This is a genomic window from Streptomyces sp. CB00455, assembly GCF_001905445.1.
In the GTDB taxonomy this organism is placed as follows: Bacteria; Actinomycetota; Actinomycetes; order Streptomycetales; family Streptomycetaceae; genus Streptomyces.
In genome coordinates, this window is record NZ_LIVQ01000004.1 from 225339 (window position 1) to 242845 (window position 17507).

The window sequence follows — 17507 nt, forward strand, 5'->3', positions numbered from 1 at the left end:
GGAGCAGAAGGGGAATGCGGGCGCCGTAGGATCCGTTGGGTGGGGTGAGAGTCCGCACCGGCCCCCGGTAGGCAGCACGCAGTCCACAGAGACGAGGAAGAAACCCGTGAGCGACGTACGAAACGTGATCATCATCGGTTCCGGGCCGGCCGGTTACACCGCCGCCCTGTACACCGCACGCGCTTCGCTCAAGCCCCTGGTGTTCGAAGGCGCCGTCACCGCCGGTGGCGCCCTGATGAACACCACCGAGGTGGAGAACTTCCCGGGATTCCAGGACGGCATCATGGGCCCCGACCTCATGGACAACATGCGCGGTCAGGCCGAGCGCTTCGGCGCCGAGCTGGTCCCGGACGACATCGTGGCCGTGGACCTCTCCGGCGAGATCAAGACCGTCACCGACACCGCCGGCACCGTCCACCGCGCCAAGGCCGTCATCGTCACCACCGGCTCCCAACACCGCAAGCTCGGCCTGCCGAACGAGGACGCCCTCTCCGGCCGCGGCGTCTCCTGGTGCGCCACCTGTGACGGGTTCTTCTTCAAGGAGCACGACATCGCCGTCGTCGGCGGCGGCGACACCGCGATCGAGGAAGCCACCTTCCTCTCCCGGTTCGCCAAGTCCGTCACGATCGTGCACCGTCGCGACAGCCTGCGCGCGTCGAAGGCCATGCAGGACCGCGCCTTCGCCGACCCGAAGATCAAGTTCGCCTGGAACAGCGAGGTCGCCGAGATCCACGGCGAGCAGAAGCTCTCCGGCGTGACCCTGCGCAACACCCAGACCGGTGAGACCTCCGCGCTGCCCGTCACCGGCCTGTTCATCGCCGTCGGCCACGACCCGCGCACCGAGCTGTTCAAGGACCAGCTGGAGCTCGACGCGGAGGGCTACCTCAAGGTCGAAGCCCCCTCGACCCGGACCAGCGTGACCGGCGTGTTCGGTGCCGGTGACGTCGTGGACCACACCTACCGTCAGGCGATCACCGCCGCGGGCACCGGCTGCTCCGCCGCCCTCGACGCCGAGCGTTACCTCGCCGCCCTCGCGGACGCCGAGAAGGCGCACGCGACCGTCTGACCTCGCACCAGTCCCCACCCCACACCCCGCAGGAATAAGGAGGCCGCTGTGGCCGGCACCCTCAAGAACGTGACCGACGCTGACTTCGACGCCGAGGTCCTCAGGAGCGACAAGCCCGTACTGGTGGACTTCTGGGCCGCCTGGTGCGGACCGTGCCGCCAGATCGCGCCGTCCCTGGAGGCCATCGCCGCCGAGTACGGCGACCAGATCGAGATCGTCAAGCTCAACATCGACGAGAACCCGGCCACGGCCGCCAAGTACGGCGTCATGTCCATCCCGACACTGAACGTCTACCAGGGCGGCGAGGTCGCCAAGACCATCGTCGGCGCCAAGCCGAAGGCCGCCATCCTGCGTGACCTGTCGGACTTCGTCGAGGTCAAGACGGCCTGACGGCTCGCACGTTTCACGTGAAACGGGGCCGCTCCCATCGGAGCGGCCCCGTTTCACGCATCCATCCGGCTCACAGCGGGCGCAGCGCCGGCTCCTTGCGCGCCCCGCCCAGCAGCCGGTCCAGAGCCAACTCGACGTCTTCCTTCCACGACAGCGTCGACCGCAGCTCCAACCGCAGCCGTGGATGCACCGGGTGGGGGCGTACCGTCTTGAAACCCACCGCGAGCAGATGGTCCGCGGGCAGCAGGCACGCCGGGCCCTCCCATCGCGCGTCCCCGAACGCCTCGACCGCCCGGAACCCCCGCCGCAGCAGGTCCTTGGCGACCGTCTGGACCATGACTCTGCCCAGGCCCTGCCCCTGATAGCCCGGCATGATCCACGCCGTGATCAGCTGCACCGCGTCCGGCGAGACAGGACTGGTCGGGAAGGCGGTGGCGCGCGGTACGTAGGCGGGTGGTGCGTACAGCACGAAGCCGACCGGGATCTCGTCCACGTACACGATGCGGCCGCACGATCCCCACTCCAGAAGGACGGCGGAGATCCATGCCTCTTTCTCCTGAGCCGACGTGCCCGCCTTCACGGCGGCTTCACCGCTGACCGGGTCCAGTTCCCAGAACACGCAGGACCGGCAACGACGGGGCAGGTCCTGGAGGTTGTCCAGCGTGAGCGGTACCAGCCGACGACCCATGAACGCATCGTATCCACTGGTCCCCGCTCTTTCGAGAGCGCAGCTCCGGCCGGACGGCAAAGGGGCGGAACGCGTCGGATCCCGCCGACACGATCCGCCCCTCGGGGGCTACGGGGTCACTCCCCGGACAGTCCCTGCTCCAGCACCCGGCCCTCGCCGGGCGCCAGTGTCCCGAGGATCCGCTCCAGGTCCTCCATCGAGGCGAACTCGACGGTGATCTTGCCCTTCTTCTGACCCAGGTCCACCTTGACCCGCGTCTCGAACCGATCCGACAACCGCGTCGCCAGTTCACTGAGCGCCGGCGCCACCCGGGTACCCGCTCGCGGGCCCTTCGGCTTCACCGCACTGGTGGACTCCGATGCCATCAGCGTCACGATCTCCTCGACCGCACGCACCGACAGCCCCTCGGCCACGATCCGGTGTGCCAGCCGGTCCTGCTCCACGGAGTCGTCGACCGACAGCAGTGCCCGGGCGTGTCCGGCCGACAGGACGCCCGCGGCCACCCGCCGCTGTACGGGCGGCGACAGCTTCAGCAGCCGCAGGGTGTTCGACACCTGGGGGCGCGAACGGCCGATGCGGTCCGCCAGCTGGTCGTGCGTGCAATGGAAGTCCTGCAACAGCTGGTCGTAGGCCGCGGCCTCCTCCAGCGGGTTCAGCTGGGCCCGGTGCAGGTTCTCCAGCAACGCGTCCAGCAGGAGCTTCTCGTCGTCCGTCGCCCGGATGATCGCCGGAATGGTCTCCAGACCGGCCTTCTGGCAGGCCCGCCAGCGGCGCTCGCCCATGATCAGCTCATAGCGGCCGGGAGCCGCCTGTCGCACCACCACCGGCTGGAGCAGACCCACCTCCTGGATGGAGGTCACGAGCTCGGCGAGCGCGTCCCCGTCGAACACCTCACGCGGCTGCCGCGGGTTCGGCGTGATTGCGCCGATGGGAAGCTCCGCGAACGTCGCTCCCGCCACCGCATTGGCCTCCGGTTCGACCGGGGCCGCCTCACGCACCGAGACACCCGCCGCAGCGGCCGATGTTTCACGTGAAACATCGGCCTGCGCCAGCGAAGCGAGCTTGGCCGCCGCGATCCCGCGCTCCGGGTTCAGCGCCGGCACCGCCGACGGAGACGTCGACCCGGAACCGATCACCGGCGGGGTCTTCTCCTGTGGAGCTGCGGGAATCAGCGCGGCGAGCCCCCGTCCCAGCCCTCTACGTCGCTCGTTCACTGGATCCCCTCCGCCACACTCTGCGTGCTGGTCATGCCCTGGCCCAGATGGGCCTGCTGGGCGTCGTACTGCATTCCGACCCCTCGGAACGCGATCTCGCGCGCCGCCTCCAGGTAGGAGAGGGAGCCGCTGGAACCCGGGTCGTAGGTGAGGACCGTCTGCCCGTAGCTGGGCGCCTCGGAAATACGCACCGACCGGGGGATGCTCGTCCGCAGCACCTCCTTGCCGAAGTGGGTGCGCACCTCCTCCGCCACCTGCGAGGCCAGCCGGGTCCTGCCGTCGTACATCGTCAGCAGGATCGTAGACACATGCAGCGTCGGGTTCAGATGGGCGCGCACCAGATCGACATTGCGCAGCAGCTGGCCGAGGCCCTCCAGCGCGTAGTACTCGCACTGGATGGGGATCAGCACCTCCGCACCGGCCACGAGTGCGTTCACGGTGAGGAGCCCCAGCGAGGGCGGGCAGTCGATCAGGATGTAGTCGAGCGGCTGCTCGTACGCCTCGATGGCACGCTGCAGCCGACTCTCGCGGGCCACCAGTGACACCAGCTCGATCTCCGCACCGGCCAGGTCGATCGTGGCCGGAGCGCAGAACAGGCCCTCCACATCCACCACGGGCTGGACGACCTCCAGCAGGGGACGGCTGTTCACCAGGACGTCGTAGATCGACGGCACATCCGCGTGGTGGTCGATGCCCAAGGCCGTCGAGGCATTGCCCTGCGGATCGAGATCGACCACCAGGACCCTCGCCCCGTGCAGTGCCAGCGAGGCCGCCAGGTTCACGGTCGTCGTGGTCTTGCCGACGCCGCCCTTCTGGTTGGCGACCACGATGACCCTGGTCTGCTCCGGCCGGGGCAGTCCCTCGCCGGCGCGCCCCAGCGCTTCGACGGCCAGCTGGGCAGCCCGGCCGATGGGCGTGTCGTTGTCCACAAGGGGCGGAGACGATGTTTCACGTGAAACATCCTCGCCCGCCGGTTCAGAGCGGGGACCGGGGACCGGATCGGTCATCGGCCCCGCGAGGTTGGCGTCGGACCGCACGGTGTCACTCTCCTCGACATCAGGCTCGCGATGAACAGAGCCTGCCATGGCACCGGGGTCGCGAACCAGCGGGGCCCGTACTCCTGTGGATGAATCCACCGATGTGGACAACTCCGTCCCCCTTGCGTCCTGGCGGGGGCGAGGGGTCGCAGCCACACGACCGCGGCTGATGATTCCGTGCAGCAGAGAGCGACGTTTCACGTGAAACACGATGCCCGGACGGAGGCACCAGGCCGCTACGACACTCCGAAATCCATACCTATAGGGCCCAACACCCCCGAAATCTCCGCTCGAAACCTCGGGGGGCCTTGGGTCAGCGGCGTCGGCGCGTGCGGCTGGTCCGGGCGGCCTTGGCCCGCTTGGCCGCGAACCTCACCCCGCCGGGGCTTTCTCCGACCTCGACCCGCACCACTGTCGACAGCGGGTCCACCACTCCCTGGCCCACGTGCAGGACCGAGGTCTTCACCACACCGAGTTTCGCCAGGGCCGTCTTGGCAGAGACCAGCTCCTCGTCGGCGGTGTCACCCTTGAGCGCCAGCATCTCCCCGTACGGACGCAGCAGGGGCACACCCCACCCGGCCAGCCGGTCCAGTGGAGCCACCGCGCGGGCCGTCACCACGTGCACCGGCTGGAGCTTGCCGAGCACCTCCTCGGCCCGGCCGCGCACCACCGTGACGTGGTCCAGGCCCAGCAGCTCCACGGCCTCCTGGAGGAACGTCGTCCGCCGCAGGAGCGGCTCCAGCAGCGTGATCTTGAGGTCACGGCGCACCAGGGCCAGCGGGATGCCGGGCAGACCGGCACCGGAACCCACGTCGCAGACGGTGACCCCCTGGGGGACCACCTCCGACAGCACCGCGCAGTTCAGCAGGTGCCGCTCCCACAGCCGGGGCACCTCACGCGGGCCGATCAGGCCGCGCTTGACTCCCGCATCGGCCAGCAGCTCCGCGTACCGCACAGCCTCCGGGAAAAACTCACCGAACACCGCGCGCGCCTCTTCGGGCGCCGGGGGGAGCTCCGCTGCCTCCGTCACGGGGACCGTCCTTCCGTCTTCCGTACCGCATGGTTCCGAAAGAACCACGTCTTCAACATGCACGTCGTCTCTGCCGTCTCGGTGATGGCAGCTCGGCGCTGCGCCGTTCACAAGCCAGGCTGACAAACATCGGCCCCGTCTGCGACACAGACGGGGCCGGACACTCGCGCTACCGGTCAGGCCGGGAGCACAACGACGAAGCGCTGCGGCTCCTCGCCCTCGGACTCGCTCCGCAGACCGGCGGCCGCCACGGCGTCGTGGACGACCTTCCGCTCGAACGGCGTCATCGGGGCCAGCTTCAGCGGCTCACCGGATGCCTTCACGTCCGCCGCGGCCTCGGCGCCGAGCGCCGCCAGCTCCTCGCGCTTCCTGGCGCGGAAGCCGGCGATGTCCAGCATCAGCCGGCTGCGGTCCCCGGTCTCCCGGTGCACGGCGAGGCGGGTCAGCTCCTGCAGCGCTTCCAGGACCTCACCGTCACGGCCCACGAGCTTCTGCAGGTCGCGGCCCGCGGAGTCGCTGACGATCGACACCGAGGCCCGGTCGGCCTCGACGTCCATGTCGATGTCGCCGTCCAGGTCGGCGATGTCCAGCAGACCCTCGAGGTAGTCGGCCGCGATCTCACCCTCCTGCTCGAGGCGGGTCAGGGTGTCGCCGCCCTCGGCAGCGGCGGTGGTGGTGCCTTCCGTCACGGGAGGGACTCCTTCTTACTTCTTGGAGGGCTTGCTGGGGGGCGTCTGGCGCTTCGCCTTCGTCTGCCGCTTCGGCTGCTGCCGCTTCGTGGCGACACCGCCGCTCGCCGCATCCGCTTCCGCGGTCGCCTCGGAACTCTTCGTCACGGAGCCGTCCGCCTGCGCGGCCATGCCCTGCTTCGTCAGCGCGGTGATGAACTTGCGCTCGTTGTCGTTGCGGTCCGGTCCCTTGGCCACGATCGCCGCGACGATCTTCTTCTTGCCCCGGCCCTTGACGTCACCGTGGGTGCTGACGTGCTTCAGCAGGCGGGTCAGGTACTGGTCCTGCGCCTTGCTGCCCGGGGTCGGGTTCTGGTTGATCACGTACATCTGCTGACCCATGGTCCAGACGTTCGTGGTGAGCCAGTACACGAGGACACCGACGGGGAAGTTGATGCCCATCACCGCGAAGATCACCGGGAAGATGTACATCAGCATCTTCTGCTGCTGCATGAACGGCGTCTTGACCGAGAGGTCGACGTTCTTCTGCATCAGCTGGCGCTGGGTGTAGAACTGCGACAGCGACATCATGATGATCATGACAGCGGTCACGATGCGCACGTCGGTGATCGAGGCGCCCAGAGAGGCGACCTTCTCGGAGCTGTCCGTGAACTTCGCCGCCAGCGGGGCACCGAAGATGTGCGCCTGGCGGGCGCTCTCCAGCAGCGACTGGTTGATCACGCCGATGGTCTGCCCGTTGGCGATGGCCGAGAGCACGTGGTAGAGCGCGAAGAAGAACGGGGACTGCGCGAGGATGGGAAGGCACGAGGAGAGCGGGTTGGTACCCGTCTCCTTGTACAGCTTCATCATCTCTTCGGACTGACGCTGCTTGTCGTTCTTGTAGCGCTCCTGGATCGCCTTCATCTTCGGCTGGAGCGCCTGCATGCCCCGCGTCGCCTTGATCTGCTTCACGAAGAGCGGGATCAGGCAAATACGGATCAAGACCACCAGGGACACGATGGACAGACCCCAGGCCCATCCACTGTCCGGGCCGAAGATCGCCCCGTACAGGCTGTGGAACTGGACGATGACCCACGACACGGGCGTGGTGATAAAGCTGAACAGACTGGCAATCGTGTCCACTAATCAGGCTCCTTGAGCATTGCGAGATCTACGCAACGCACTGCGCAGCTGCTCGTGCCAACGCGGGCGTTTCCGGGGTGGGACATGATCCACACCGCCCGGGGACCACGGATTGCACCGCAGGATCCGCCAGGCGGTCAGAACCGTCCCCTTCACCGCACCATGCCGGTCGATGGCCGTATGTCCGTAGTGCGAGCACGACGGGTAATAGCGGCACACCGGCCCGAGCAGCGGACTGATCGTCCACTGGTACAGCTTGATCAAAGCGAGCAGCGGGTACTTCATCGAGCGACGCCTCCCAGGAGCCGCGTCAGGGCGGCATCCAGGTCCCGGGCCAGTTCGTCGGGGCCGGCGTCGCCCGATCCGGGCAACGCGCGTACCACCACCAGGCTACCGGCGGGCAGCATGGGGAGCCGCTCCCGTACGAGATGGCGCAGTCGGCGCTTGACCCGGTTACGTACGACGGCGCCGCCGACAGCCTTGCTGACGACGAAACCCGCACGCGTCGAGGGATCGATCTCCCCCGGCTCGTGCGGGTCCGTTGCACCGCTTGTACGTAGGTGGACGACGAGGAGCGGGCGACCAGCCCGACGCCCTCGGCGTACCGCGCTCGCGAAGTCCTCGCGCCGCCTCAGCCGATTTTCGGGAGACAGCACGACGTCACGACCTGCGTGTTGTTACGCGGAAAGGGCGGCGCGGCCCTTGCCACGACGGTTCGCGAGGATCGCGCGACCGGCACGGGTACGCATCCGCAGGCGGAAGCCGTGGGTCTTGGCACGACGGCGGTTGTTCGGCTGGAAGGTGCGCTTGCTCACTCGGGGGCTCCAGAGAATGAATCGTTGTGGCGGGACATCGCCTGGCTGTCACCGTGCGCCCACGAGGAAACTCGCGTGTTCGCCCGAGTGGACACCGCTAAATGATCACTAAGAGTGACCTTCGCCCATCGGTAGGCAGGCGGCAGCAGCCATCGACAACTCGACCTCGTTACGGTACGCGCGGCTACGCCATCCGGTCAAACCGAGGCGGCGCTGCCCCACACTGTGCACAGGCTGTGGACAACGACTTGAACCGTACCCGCTGGCCTGACTACCGTTGTCCGACCCCGGATTTTTTGTCCCGACCGTCCCAAAGAACCACACATTCGTGGGACCCCCTGTGAGAGAGCGTGCTCTGTGGCTGACGTACCTGCCGATCTTGCCGCAGTGTGGCCAAGGGTGCTCGAAAAGCTCCTCGGGGAGGGACAGCCGGGCATCGAGCCCAAGGACAAGCAGTGGGTCGAGCGGTGCCAGCCCCTGGCACTCGTCGCCGACACCGCACTGCTGGCCGTCCCCAACGAGTGGGGCAAACGCGTCCTCGAAGGCCGGCTCGCACCGCTGATCAGCGACGCGCTCAGCCGGGAATGCGGCCGTCCCATCCGGATCGCCATCACCGTGGACGATTCGGCCGGCGAGCCCGCGCCCCCCGCCCCGCCCGTCCAGCAGGGCGGCTACGAGCCGTACGGGGGCCAGCGCCCGGGCGGCGGCGCCTCCGACGACCAGCTGCCGAGCGCCCGTCCCGCCTACCCGGACTACCAGCAGCCGCGCTCCGAGCCCGGGGCCTGGCCCCGCGGTGGCCAGCAGGACGACTACGGCTGGCAGCAACCGCGCCTCGGCGGCTTCCCCGACCGCGACCCGTACGCCTCCCCGCAGCCGAACTACCTGCAGTCCGAGCCCTCCGGCTACGACCAGGGCTCCTACGAGCAGCAGAAGTACGAGCAGGCCCCCTACGACTCCCAGCAGTCGCACCAGGGCCACCAGAGCCGCCAGTCACACCAATCGCACCAGTACGAGCAGCAGAAGTACGAACAACAGCAGTACGACCAGCAGGCGCCGCGCCAGGCCCCCGGCCGGCCCGCCGCCCCGGCCCCGTCCGGCGGTTCCACCTCCGGTCCGCTGGAGCCGACCGCCCGCCTGAACCCGAAGTACCTCTTCGACACCTTCGTCATCGGCGCCTCCAACCGCTTCGCGCACGCCGCCGCGGTGGCCGTCGCCGAAGCGCCCGCGAAGGCCTACAACCCCCTCTTCATCTACGGGGAGTCGGGGCTCGGCAAGACGCACCTGCTGCACGCCATCGGGCACTACGCGCGGAGCCTCTATCCCGGCACCCGGGTGCGGTACGTGAGCTCGGAGGAGTTCACCAACGAGTTCATCAACTCCATCCGCGACGGCAAGGGCGACGCCTTCCGCAAGCGCTACCGCGAGATGGACATCCTGCTCGTCGACGACATCCAGTTCCTCGCGAGCAAGGAGTCGACGCAGGAGGAGTTCTTCCACACCTTCAACACCCTCCACAACGCCAACAAGCAGATCGTGCTCTCCTCCGACCGGCCGCCCAAGCAGCTCGTCACCCTGGAGGACCGGCTCCGCAATCGCTTCGAGTGGGGCCTGATCACCGACGTCCAGCCGCCCGAGCTGGAGACCCGCATCGCGATCCTGCGCAAGAAGGCAGTCCAGGAGCAGCTCAACGCCCCGCCGGAGGTGCTGGAGTTCATCGCCTCCCGCATCTCGCGCAACATCCGCGAGCTGGAGGGGGCGCTGATCCGGGTCACGGCCTTCGCGAGCCTCAACCGGCAGCCGGTCGACCTGGGCCTGACCGAGGACGTCCTCAAGAACCTCATCCCGGGCGGCGAGGACAGCGCCCCGGAGATCACGGCCTCCGACATCATGGCGGCCACCGCCGACTACTTCGGGCTCACCGTGGACGACCTGTGCGGCTCCTCGCGCAGCCGGGTCCTGGTCACCGCCCGGCAGATCGCCATGTACCTGTGCCGGGAGCTCACCGACCTGTCCCTCCCCAAGATCGGGGCACAGTTCGGCGGCCGCGACCACACCACCGTGATGCACGCCGACCGCAAGATCCGCGCACTGATGGCCGAGCGGCGCTCCATCTACAACCAGGTCACCGAGCTCACCAACCGCATCAAGAACGCCTGAGCCTGCCGCCCGGGAGAACCGGGAAGGGCCCCGACGGGGCTCCTTGAAACGCGATCAGAGGGCGCTCCCGGAGCACACCGGGGGCGCCCTTCTTCGTTCGCGCGCCCCTGACCTGTTCGAATACGCCCCCGCAGGAGCAAGTCATCCACAGATTCGGGGACTTTCTTCCGTCCACACCCTGGGGACGGGTGGCGTCACCCACAATCTGTCCACAGGCGTGCGGGGTGATGTTCCATCAGGGCTGGTCAGCCCCCTGTGGAATTGTGCGCAAGTGTCATCCACAGGCTGTGGACAAATATTTCCTCCACAGGGCTGTCCCCTACGTTGTCCACGGGCTGCCCACAGGTTCGGCGCTCCTGTGCACAGGATCCGGGGTCTTCTCCACACCCTTGTCCACTGTTCGGCAACGCGCCACCCCCTCTCACCGCCCCGAGTGAAAGCGGTCACACGGATGTAGACGTTTGGGTTGTGGGGAACCCGGGAAAAGCTGGGGACACACCTGTGGAGTAGTGGGGGTCGTCTGGGGACGGCCTGTGCAGAACTTTTCGTTCTCCACAGAGTCACCGTGTTGTCCACCGGTGCCACCCACAGGGTGTGGGGATAAAAAACGCGGGCTGACCTGGCCAAACGACGTTATCCACTGTATCCACAGGCCCTACTACTACCTCCATAGAGAGTGAGGCCGGTTTCGGTTTTCAAGCAGGCCCTGTGCACAACTCGGCGGGAAGCCTCACCGACGCCTCGCCCCCGACTTGACCGCCGACCGCAGCGACTGTCGGCGCCGTACGTCAGACTGGTCCCCGGCATCGGTCGAGGCATCGACGAGCCGACGACGAAGGCCGGCAGACGAGCGAGCAACAGCAGGAGGCGGTTCCGGTGAAGATCCGGGTGGAGCGCGACGTACTCGCGGAGGCGGTGGCCTGGGCAGCCCGCAGCCTCCCGGCCCGGCCGCCGGTGCCCGTCCTCGCGGGCCTGCTGCTGAAGGCCGAGGAGGGCACGCTGAGCCTCTCCGGCTTCGACTATGAGGTCTCGGCCCGCGTCTCGGTCGAGGCGGACGTCGAGGAGGACGGCACCGTCCTGGTCTCCGGCCGGCTGCTCGCCGACATCTGCCGCGCGCTCCCCAACCGCCCGGTGGAGATTTCCACAGACGGTGTACGGGCGACCGTGGTCTGCGGCTCCTCGCGGTTCACACTCCACACCCTGCCTGTGGAGGAGTACCCGGCGCTGCCGCAGATGCCGACCGCGACCGGCACCGTGCCCGGTGAGGTCTTCGCCTCCGCCGCCGCCCAGGTCGCCATCGCCGCCGGCCGCGACGACACGCTGCCCGTGCTCACCGGCGTCCGCATCGAGATCGAGGGCGACCGCGTCACCCTGGCCTCCACCGACCGCTACCGCTTCGCGGTCCGAGAGTTCCTGTGGAAGCCGGAGAACCCGGACGCCTCCGCCGTGGCCCTGGTGCCCGCCAAGACGCTCCTGGACACCGCCAAGTCCCTGACCAGCGGTGACACCGTCACCCTGGCGCTGTCGGGCTCCGGCGCCGGCGAGGGCCTCATCGGCTTCGAGGGCGCCGGCCGCCGCACCACCACCCGCCTCCTCGAAGGCGACCTGCCGAAGTACCGCACGCTCTTCCCGACGGAGTTCAACTCCATCGCCGTGATCGAGACCGCCCCGTTCGTCGAGGCCGTCAAGCGCGTGGCCCTGGTCGCCGAGCGCAACACCCCGGTCCGCCTGAGCTTCGAGCAGGGCGTGCTCATCCTGGAAGCCGGTTCCAGCGACGACGCACAGGCTGTGGAGCGGGTCGACGCCAAGCTGGAGGGTGACGACATCTCGATCGCCTTCAACCCGACCTTCCTGCTCGACGGGCTGAGCGCGATCGACTCGCCCGCCGCCCAGCTCAGCTTCACCACCTCGACCAAGCCCGCACTGCTCAGCGGGCGCCCGGCGGTCGATGCCGAAGCGGACGAGGCGTACAAGTACCTGATCATGCCGGTGCGTCTCTCCGGTTGATTCTTCGCAGGTCAGGCCCGGTTTCCCGTCCCGCGGGGCCGGGCCTGACCGTCTTCTGCCGATGGTCGGGGCAACGCGTGCCCCGTGGCGCCCGGCGGGCCCGCCCGGCGTAGGCTCGGGGCCTGGGACGTCCTCCAGGAAGCAGGAGGCCCCGTCAAAGACGGCCACAACGCTTAAGGAACCACCTGATGGAGCTTGGTCTCGTCGGTCTCGGCAAGATGGGCGGCAACATGCGCGAGCGCATCCGCCGCGCAGGCCACACCGTCATCGGATACGACCGCAACAAGGACCTCGCAGATGTCCACAGCCTGCGGGAACTTGTGGACAGCCTGCAGGCCCCCCGCGTGGTCTGGGTCATGGTCCCGGCCGGGGCGGCGACCCAGTCCACCATCGACGAGCTGGGAGAGCTGCTCTCGATCGGCGACGTCGTCGTCGACGGCGGCAACTCCCGCTGGACCGATGACGAGAAGCACGCCGCGGAGCTGGCGGCCAAGGGCATCGGCTTCGTCGACTGCGGGGTCTCCGGCGGAGTCTGGGGCCTGGAGAACGGCTACGCACTCATGTACGGCGGCGCCAAGGACCACGTGGCACGCGTCCAGCCCGTCTTCGACGCCCTCAAGCCGGAGGGCGAGTTCGGCTCCGTACACGCGGGCAAGGTCGGCGCCGGCCACTTCGCGAAGATGGTCCACAACGGCATCGAGTACGCCATGATGCAGGCCTACGCCGAGGGCTGGGAGCTCCTGGAGAAGGTGGACTCGGTCACCGACGTCCGCGAGGTCTTCCGCTCCTGGCAGGAGGGCACCGTCATCCGCTCCTGGCTGCTCGACCTCGCCGTGAACGCCCTCGACGGCGACGAGCACTTGGAGCAGCTGAAGGGCTTCGCGCAGGACTCGGGCGAGGGCCGCTGGACGGTGGAGGCGGCGATCGACAACGCCGTGCCGCTGCCCGCGATCACCGCCTCGCTGTTCGCGCGCTTCGCCTCGCGCCAGGACGACTCCCCCCAGATGAAGATGATCGCCGCGCTGCGCAACCAGTTCGGCGGCCACGCGGTCGAGAAGAACTAGCAGTCACGGCCGCGGCTCGCAGCAGCCGCGGAGCACCACGAAGAGCAGCAAGGAAGCCGGGGGAGGTCGGCGCCGCATGCACGTTTCGCATCTCTCGCTGGCCGACTTCCGCTCGTACGCCCGGGCCGAGGTCGCCCTCGACCCGGGCGTCACCGCCTTCGTGGGCCCCAACGGCCAGGGCAAGACCAACCTCGTCGAGGCGATCGGCTACCTGGCCACGCTGGGCAGCCACCGGGTGTCCTCCGACGCCCCCCTCGTGCGGATGGGCGCGGACCGGGCGGTCATCCGCGCCGCCGTCACCCAGGGCGAACGCAGTCAGCTGGTCGAGCTGGAGCTGAACCCGGGACGGGCCAACCGCGCCCGGATCAACCGCTCCTCGCAGGTCAGGCCGCGCGACGTGCTGGGGATCGTACGGACGGTGCTGTTCGCGCCGGAGGACCTGGCCCTGGTGAAGGGCGACCCCGGTGAGCGGCGCCGGTTCCTGGACGAACTCGTCACCGCGCGCTCCCCGCGGATGGCCGCAGTCCGCTCCGACTACGAGCGGGTGCTGAAGCAGCGCAACACCCTGCTGAAGTCGGCGGCGATGGCGCGCCGGCACGGCGGGCGCTCCATGGACCTGTCGACCCTCGACGTGTGGGACCAGCATCTCGCGCGCGCGGGCGCGGAGCTGCTGGCGCAGCGGCTGGACCTGATCGCGACGCTGCTGCCGCTGGCGGACAAAGCGTACGAGCAGCTCGCGCCCGGCGGCGGCCCGCTGGGCCTCGCCTACAGGTCGTCGGCGGGGGAGGCGGTGGACAGCGGAGCGGCGCGCACCCGTGAAGCGGTGTACGAGGTGCTGCTGGACGCCCTGTCGCAGGTGCGCAAGCAGGAGATCGAGCGGGGCGTGACCCTGGTCGGCCCGCACCGCGACGACGTGCTGCTGCGCCTGGGCGAGATGCCGGCGAAGGGGTACGCGAGCCACGGCGAGTCCTGGTCGTACGCGCTGGCCCTGCGGCTGGCCTCGTACGAGCTGCTGCGCTCGGAGGGCGCCGAGCCGGTGCTCGTCCTGGACGACGTCTTCGCGGAACTGGACGCGCGGCGCCGGGAGCGGCTGGCCGAGCTGGTGGCGCCGGGCGAGCAGGTCCTGGTGACGGCCGCGGTGGAGGATGACGTTCCGGGAGTGCTGGTGGGGGCGCGGTTCGGGGTGTCCGGTGGTGAGGTGACCCGGCTGTGAGCGATCAGGACAACGAACCGCGCAAGGCCCCGGAGCCCTCGGGGGTGGATCTGGCGCGGCAGGCGCTGGCAGCGGCGCGGGAGCAGGCACGGGCCCGTGGCAACGCGGCGGCCGGCAGGAAGCGCCAGCAGCATCCGGGACTGCGCTCGGGCGCCCGTGCGGACGGCCGGGACCCGATGCCGCTGATGGCGGCGCTGGACCGGCTGCGTACCGAGCGCGGCTGGGAGATGCCGATGGCGGTGGCGGGCGTGATGGAGCGCTGGCCGGAGATCGTCGGCCCGGAGATCGCGGCCCATTGTGAACCGGAACGCTACGAGGACCGTGAACTGGTCGTGCGGTGCGATTCCTCGGCCTGGGCGGCGCAGCTGAAGCTGCTGGCTCCGCAGCTGGTGGCGCGGCTCAACGCGGACCTGGGGCAGGGCACCGTACGCATGATCAAGGTGCAGGGTCCGGGCGGGCGGCCGAAGCGGTACGGGGCGTGGCGGGCGCCGGGCAGTACGGGACCCGGGGACACCTACGGCTGAGCCGGCCTCCGGAGCCGGGACGACGGGGGCGGGCCACTGCCACGGGCTGCGGCCGGCCGGTCCGCGTGCCCGTCCGCGTGCCCATCCGCCGGGCCGTCCGCGAGCCCGTCCGCGTGCCCGTCCACACCGCCGGACGCGGTGGCGAGGAAGGCTCCGGGCCCCCGTCGGCGGCGGTCCGCGGGTGGCGTCCCTCACGGTAGCGGGAGGTTGACAGGCCGAAGCGCTGGGTGCCCGTGTGAGCCTCTTTGAGCCCCGTCCCGGATATGGGGAGTCGGAAGGTGCGGGTTCAGGGCGGCACATGCGGACTCAGGTACCCGCAAACCCCCATTCATGTCAGTGGTACCGGTAGACTGGAGGGAATCCCGCTCAATCGCGGGATCCGGTCGGCTCCACACCGGCCAGGCAGACAACGCAGATCGACGCGGCCGCTCCCGCCGGTGCACACGCTGGTCCGGGGTACGGGCTGCGCTGTGCCAGAGAGGGCGCTTCGTGGCCGATTCCGGCGACTCCAACGAGAAGAATTACGACGCCAGTGCGATCCAGGTCCTCGAGGGCCTGGACGCGGTGCGCAAGCGGCCGGGCATGTACATCGGCTCGACGGGTGAGCGTGGTCTGCACCACCTCGTCCAGGAAGTCGTCGACAACTCGGTCGACGAGGCGATGGCCGGGCACGCGGACACCATCGACGTGACGATCCTCGCCGACGGGGGCGTCCGCGTCGTCGACAACGGCCGCGGCATCCCCGTCGACATCGTGCCGTCCGAGGGCAAGCCCGCCGTCGAGGTCGTCCTGACCGTTCTGCACGCGGGCGGCAAGTTCGGCGGCGGCGGTTACGCGGTCTCCGGCGGTCTGCACGGTGTGGGTGTCTCCGTCGTGAACGCCTTGTCCACCAGGGTCGCGGTCGAGGTCCGGCGTGACGGCTACCGCTGGACCCAGGACTACAAGCTGGGTGTCCCGACCGCCGCCCTGCAGCGGAACGAGGAGACCGACGAGTCCGGTACGACGGTCACGTTCTGGGCCGACCCGGACGTCTTCGAGACCACCGAGTACTCCTTCGAGACGCTCTCGCGGCGCTTCCAGGAGATGGCCTTCCTGAACAAGGGCCTGACCCTGACGCTGACGGACGAGCGCGAGTCCGCGAAGGCCACCGTCGGCGCCGACGACCCCGAAGCCGACGCGGCCGAGCCCACCGCGCGCACGGTGAAGTACTTCTACGAGGGCGGCATCGTCGACTTCGTGAAGTACCTCAACTCGCGCAAGGGCGAGATGATCCACCCGACCGTCATCGACGTCGAGGCCGAGGACAAGGAGCGGATGCTCTCGGTCGAGATCGCGATGCAGTGGAACTCGCAGTACACGGAGGGGGTCTACTCCTTCGCGAACACGATCCACACCCATGAGGGCGGTACGCACGAGGAGGGCTTCCGTGCGGCGCTGACGGGTCTGGTGAACCGTTACGCGCGCGAGAAGAAGCTGCTCCGCGAGAAGGACGACAACCTCGCCGGCGAGGACATCCGCGAGGGTCTGACGGCGATCATCTCGATCAAGCTGGGCGAGCCCCAGTTCGAGGGCCAGACGAAGACCAAGCTGGGCAACACCGAGGCCAAGACCTTCGTGCAGAAGGTCGTCCACGAGCACCTCAACGACTGGTTCGACCGCAATCCGGTCGAGGCCGCGGACATCATCCGCAAGTCGATCCAGGCGGCCACGGCGCGCGTCGCGGCCCGCAAGGCCCGGGACCTGACGCGCCGCAAGGGCCTGCTGGAGTCGGCGTCGCTGCCGGGCAAGCTGTCGGACTGCCAGTCCAACGACCCGACGAAGTGCGAGATCTTCATCGTCGAGGGCGACTCGGCCGGCGGCTCGGCGAAGTCCGGCCGCAACCCGATGTACCAGGCCATCCTGCCCATCCGCGGCAAGATCCTGAACGTCGAGAAGGCCCGCATCGACAAGATCCTCCAGAACACCGAGGTCCAGGCGCTGATCAGCGCCTTCGGCACGGGTGTGCACGAGGACTTCGACATCGAGAAGCTCCGCTATCACAAGATCATCCTGATGGCGGACGCCGACGTCGACGGCCAGCACATCAACACCCTGCTGCTGACCTTCCTCTTCCGCTTCATGCGGCCCCTGGTCGAGGCCGGGCACGTCTACCTCTCCCGCCCGCCGCTCTACAAGATCAAGTGGGGTCGGGACGACTTCGAGTACGCCTATTCCGACCGCGAGCGCGACGCCCTGGTGGAGCTCGGCAAGCAGAACGGCAAGCGGATCAGGGAAGACTCGATCCAGCGCTTCAAGGGTCTGGGCGAGATGAACGCCGAGGAGCTGCGCATCACCACCATGGACGTCGACCACCGTGTGCTCGGCCAGGTCACCCTGGACGACGCCGCGCAGGCCGACGACCTGTTCTCGGTGCTGATGGGAGAGGACGTCGAGGCCCGGCGCTCCTTCATCCAGCGCAACGCCAAGGACGTTCGGTTCCTCGACATCTGAG

General features: G+C 68.9%; 17 protein-coding genes. 8 read left to right on the top strand and 9 right to left on the bottom strand.

Going from position 1 to position 17507, the window contains the following annotated elements:
* Window positions 1-106 precede the first annotated feature (106 nt).
* Both trxB and trxA read left to right on the top strand, forming a co-directional pair.
* On the top strand, window positions 107-1066 hold the full coding sequence (gene trxB / locus AMK16_RS18340) for a thioredoxin-disulfide reductase (RefSeq protein WP_073916900.1): 960 nt from the start codon (window positions 107-109) through the stop codon (window positions 1064-1066).
* Between the two features lie 48 nt (window positions 1067-1114).
* Window positions 1115-1456, top strand: a complete 342-nt coding sequence (gene trxA / locus AMK16_RS18345; RefSeq protein WP_030025741.1) for a thioredoxin — start codon at window positions 1115-1117, stop codon at window positions 1454-1456.
* Window positions 1457-1526: 70 nt separating this feature from the next.
* Here the strand turns inward: trxA and AMK16_RS18350 are convergent, their stop codons facing one another.
* The 9 genes from AMK16_RS18350 to rpmH form a co-directional block, all read right to left on the bottom strand.
* Window positions 1527-2144 carry a GNAT family N-acetyltransferase gene (locus AMK16_RS18350; protein ID WP_073916904.1) on the bottom strand — a complete coding sequence of 206 codons (618 nt, stop codon included), beginning with the start codon at window positions 2142-2144 and terminating at the stop codon, window positions 1527-1529.
* Window positions 2145-2260: 116 nt separating this feature from the next.
* Window positions 2261-3358: a ParB/RepB/Spo0J family partition protein gene (locus tag AMK16_RS18355; protein ID WP_073916907.1), complete on the bottom strand. Its 1098-nt coding sequence runs from the start codon at window positions 3356-3358 to the stop codon at window positions 2261-2263.
* On the bottom strand, window positions 3355-4443 hold the full coding sequence (locus AMK16_RS18360) for a ParA family protein (RefSeq protein WP_073916910.1): 1089 nt from the start codon (window positions 4441-4443) through the stop codon (window positions 3355-3357). Before AMK16_RS18360 ends, AMK16_RS18355 begins: the two co-directional genes overlap by 4 nt.
* A gap of 265 nt (window positions 4444-4708) precedes the next feature.
* Window positions 4709-5425 (bottom strand): 16S rRNA (guanine(527)-N(7))-methyltransferase RsmG, encoded by a 717-nt coding sequence (gene rsmG / locus AMK16_RS18365; protein WP_073916913.1) that lies wholly within the window; start codon window positions 5423-5425, stop codon window positions 4709-4711.
* A 176-nt stretch (window positions 5426-5601) separates the two neighbouring features.
* Entirely contained in the window at window positions 5602-6114 is a 513-nt protein-coding gene (locus AMK16_RS18370; protein ID WP_073916916.1) for a Jag family protein, read from the bottom strand.
* A gap of 15 nt (window positions 6115-6129) precedes the next feature.
* Window positions 6130-7236 carry a membrane protein insertase YidC gene (gene yidC / locus AMK16_RS18375; RefSeq protein WP_073916919.1) on the bottom strand — a complete coding sequence of 369 codons (1107 nt, stop codon included), beginning with the start codon at window positions 7234-7236 and terminating at the stop codon, window positions 6130-6132.
* A gap of 3 nt (window positions 7237-7239) precedes the next feature.
* On the bottom strand, window positions 7240-7521 hold the full coding sequence (gene yidD, locus AMK16_RS18380; RefSeq protein WP_073916922.1) for a membrane protein insertion efficiency factor YidD: 282 nt from the start codon (window positions 7519-7521) through the stop codon (window positions 7240-7242).
* Entirely contained in the window at window positions 7518-7892 is a 375-nt protein-coding gene (gene rnpA, locus AMK16_RS18385; protein WP_073916925.1) for a ribonuclease P protein component, read from the bottom strand. Before rnpA ends, yidD begins: the two co-directional genes overlap by 4 nt.
* A gap of 21 nt (window positions 7893-7913) precedes the next feature.
* Window positions 7914-8051 carry a 50S ribosomal protein L34 gene (rpmH, locus tag AMK16_RS18390; protein WP_008741645.1) on the bottom strand — a complete coding sequence of 46 codons (138 nt, stop codon included), beginning with the start codon at window positions 8049-8051 and terminating at the stop codon, window positions 7914-7916.
* A 615-nt stretch (window positions 8052-8666) separates the two neighbouring features.
* On the opposite strand from rpmH, the gene dnaA reads away from it, so the two are divergent.
* From dnaA to gyrB, 6 genes are all read left to right on the top strand, one after another.
* Window positions 8667-10208 carry a chromosomal replication initiator protein DnaA gene (dnaA, locus tag AMK16_RS18395; RefSeq protein ID WP_443333585.1) on the top strand — a complete coding sequence of 514 codons (1542 nt, stop codon included), beginning with the start codon at window positions 8667-8669 and terminating at the stop codon, window positions 10206-10208.
* Window positions 10209-11084: 876 nt separating this feature from the next.
* Window positions 11085-12215, top strand: a complete 1131-nt coding sequence (gene dnaN, locus AMK16_RS18405) for a DNA polymerase III subunit beta (RefSeq protein ID WP_030153167.1) — start codon at window positions 11085-11087, stop codon at window positions 12213-12215.
* A gap of 188 nt (window positions 12216-12403) precedes the next feature.
* Window positions 12404-13279 carry a phosphogluconate dehydrogenase (NAD(+)-dependent, decarboxylating) gene (gnd, locus tag AMK16_RS18410; RefSeq protein ID WP_073916931.1) on the top strand — a complete coding sequence of 292 codons (876 nt, stop codon included), beginning with the start codon at window positions 12404-12406 and terminating at the stop codon, window positions 13277-13279.
* 76 nt (window positions 13280-13355) lie between these two features.
* Window positions 13356-14492: a DNA replication/repair protein RecF gene (gene recF / locus AMK16_RS18415; RefSeq protein ID WP_073916934.1), complete on the top strand. Its 1137-nt coding sequence runs from the start codon at window positions 13356-13358 to the stop codon at window positions 14490-14492.
* On the top strand, window positions 14489-15016 hold the full coding sequence (locus AMK16_RS18420) for a DUF721 domain-containing protein (RefSeq protein WP_073916937.1): 528 nt from the start codon (window positions 14489-14491) through the stop codon (window positions 15014-15016). The genes recF and AMK16_RS18420 overlap by 4 nt, the downstream gene beginning before the upstream one ends.
* A 468-nt stretch (window positions 15017-15484) precedes the next feature.
* Complete coding sequence (gene gyrB / locus AMK16_RS18425; protein ID WP_073917736.1) at window positions 15485-17506, top strand: DNA topoisomerase (ATP-hydrolyzing) subunit B; 2022 nt, start codon at window positions 15485-15487, stop codon at window positions 17504-17506.
* Window position 17507 lies beyond the last annotated feature (1 nt).